This is a genomic window from Barnesiella sp. CU968 (assembly GCF_905219685.1).
Taxonomy (GTDB): domain Bacteria; phylum Bacteroidota; class Bacteroidia; order Bacteroidales; family Muribaculaceae; genus Lepagella; species Lepagella muris_A.
On the sequence record NZ_CAJMXD010000338.1, the window covers coordinates 1 to 3,131 of the forward strand.

Below are 3,131 nucleotides of genomic sequence, written 5' to 3' on the forward strand. Positions count from 1 at the left end.
GGATTCATACCTTTGCGCTTCGTGGCTGTAAACAGGTTGTCTACAGACATGCCGATATTGATGTTCTGCATCTTGAGTGCGTTCACCCATTTTGAAGGAAGATCATATGACACATTGAGGTTCTTGAAAACGAGATATGATGCGTCTGTAAGCCAACGTGACGATATGGCATTGTTCTTTGCCGAATTGGAAGAGTTAAGTTCGGGAGTCAAAGTGTCATCGATGTCCGCGCTGCTTGCAATAAATGCATTATAGCTGTTGCCACCTATGTTGATCTGCTGCATCTGGTGGTCTGCAACTCCTTCAGGTTTGCCGGTCCATGAATTGAGAACATCCGAATGTATCGCACGGGGTTCTGTGGTCACATTCATAAGTTCCTGATAGTTGTAATCTACAACTTTGCCTCCGAGGCTATATGTGAAAAGCATCCCGAGATTGATTCCTTTCCAGCTGAAGTTGGTTCCGAATGAACCGTATACTGTCGGGAATGCGTCAGCCTGTACTTTCGAAGTCGCATAAGCGGGGGTGCTGGTGTAAAGCTTGTATCCGTCGCCATCGGGGATTGCAACGAGTGAACCTTCTCTGGCAGCATTGCTTACATAATTATGGAACTGTGTCTCATTCTGGTGGGCCACTCCATTTTCGTCCCAATAGGTAAGAGAGGGGGCGTTAAGATCGATTTCATAAAGAGACTGTCCTGTCACTCTGTCGACACCGCTCCATGTGCGGGTATAGATAGAACCGAGACTCTTTCCGAGGAACCATCCGTTGCCAGGCATGTCATGAGCCTCCGGAAGCTTCACAATTTTGTTCTTCATGAAAGTAGCATCAACATTGAAATTCCATTTGAATTCGGAATTACGGATAATGTCAACACCAAACTGCAATTCCCATCCTATATTCTGCATCGTACCTATATTGGCGAGTGCGGTCGGGTTTGCACCGGAATCGCTCATGGTTCCGCCGGAAAGCGGCTTGGTCACATCGAAAATAAGGTCTGTATTGCGTTTGTTGAAATAACCAACACTGAAATTGAAACGATCATCGAAGAGCGAGCCTTCAAGGGCGATGTCAAACGTGCGGGTTGCTTCCCACTTAAGATTCTGCGAAGCAAGCTGAATCGGGATAAGTGTATTTGAAGTGTTGTATGTCAAAATCTGATAAAGATTGTAATATGCGTATGCACCTGCGGTGTTGTCATTACCTACTGAACCATAGGCGGCACGAAGCTTAAGATAATTGACCCAGTCAAGTGAACGCATGAATTTTTCTTTGGATATCAGCCAGCTCGCACCTGCGCTCCAGAACGTACCCCAGCGGTGAGCTTTCTCGAAATATGAGCTTCCGTCCCGGCGTATTGAAGCCTCAGCGAAATACTTTTGGTCATAATTGTAACGTGCACGTCCAAGGTATGATTCAGAACGTATCTGGGTAGTACGCTGGCTTGCCGGATTTGTCTGTGAGAAATTTGAAAGAGAATAGATTTCCGGAAGCAGCTGATTCTCTACATTCACATTATGGTTAGAGCTTGTATATTGATAGTTCTCATGATCGAGAAGTACGTCAACGTGGTGCACGCCATAATCATGACCCCAATAGAGCTGCTGCATGAATGTATGACTGTTGTAAGCGTAATCCTTCTGATACAGACGACCGTTAGGAGTCTGACCGGAACCATTCTGGTTATTCATGTACTCCCAGAAGTTTGTCTTGTCTCTGTGAATGTTGCCTCTCAATGTCAACTCGAAGCCGTAAGGAATGATAAACGTTCCGAATAAAGAGCCGTCAATTACGTTTGAAGTGAGTTCTTTTTTGTCAAGACGTGAAGTCCAGGCTACGTTTGTACCCTGATTGCCAAGATATGATGCAGTGTTCCATACTGGCTGACCTTCACCATCAAGCAGAACATCACCGGTAGCGTCATTATGTGAATAGTAAGGGAAGATAGGCGCTTTATAACGCACAAGGAAAGGATTGCTCACATAACCTTCGTCATCTTTAGACGCAATTCCTCGGTTCTGTTTTGTATACATCGCCGCAAGGTTTAATCCCATCTTGAAATAGCTTACCGGCTGGAAAGTAGCATTCAATCGACCGTTAAAACGTTCGAAATCCGTCTGAAGCATATATCCGTTCTCTTTAAGATATCCTGCCGAAGCGAATATATTGAATTTTTCAGTGGCACCCGATGCATTGACTGTATATTCCTGACGGTGACCTGTTCTTGAAACCGCATCCCACCAGTCAAGATCGCTATAGCCGGGAAGAGGATTTGAGCCTACAAACTGGCCTGCTTCGTTGAAAAGCTCAGTCGCCGGTTTGCCATACACATTCTGATAGGCATATGTAAAGAAATTATTGCGTATACCATCGATAGCGAGATCTCTTGAAGCATATTGACCCTCTGTCAGACGACCTGCGACGAGACCGTCAAAGAATGTCTGCATAAATCCATTTGCATCAAGAGTGTCGTAGAACGGAAGTCCGCAATTGTACATACCCTGACGCACCTGAAGATTCACGTCTACTTTACCGAGACCCTTTGCACGCTTTGTTGTAATCAGGATGACACCGTTTGCACCTCGGTTACCATAAAGTGCCGAAGACGCGGCATCTTTCAATACCGACATAGACTCGATGTCAGCAGGATTCAGGTCAGCAATAGAACCTTCGTAAACAATGCCGTCAACAACATAGAGCGGCGAACTTGACCCAGTTATGGAGTTATAACCGCGAATAAGAATCGAAGGGTCTGATCCAGGATAACCTACCGAGTTGTTCACCTGCACGCCGGGGGCGTTGCCCTCGAGGGCGGCGGTGACGGAAGTCACCGGACGGTCTTCGATCTCCTTGCTGCCCACAACGGCCACCGAACCGGTCAGCGACTCCTTGTTGGCGGTACCGTAGGCAACCACGACAACATCGTCAAGATCCGAAGACGTGGAGTGCAGATGGATTGTCATGTTGTTCTGCAGTGTCACCGTCTGGGCATTGTATCCTACGTAAGTCACCTTCGCCTGACGCACATTCGCCGGGACATTGAGTGTGAACTTGCCGTCCACGTCGGTTGCTACACCCTGGCCGCCCCCGACGGGCATGATCGTGGCGCCGATAAGCGGCTCGTTGTTCGA

1 protein-coding gene is annotated in these 3,131 nt (G+C 47.2%); it reads right to left on the reverse strand.

Annotation, left to right across the window (positions count from 1 at the left end; translation table 11 throughout):
• Positions 1-3,131 (reverse strand): SusC/RagA family TonB-linked outer membrane protein (locus JX312_RS11105; protein ID WP_204458046.1); only part of this gene is annotated, 3,131 nt, incomplete at both ends.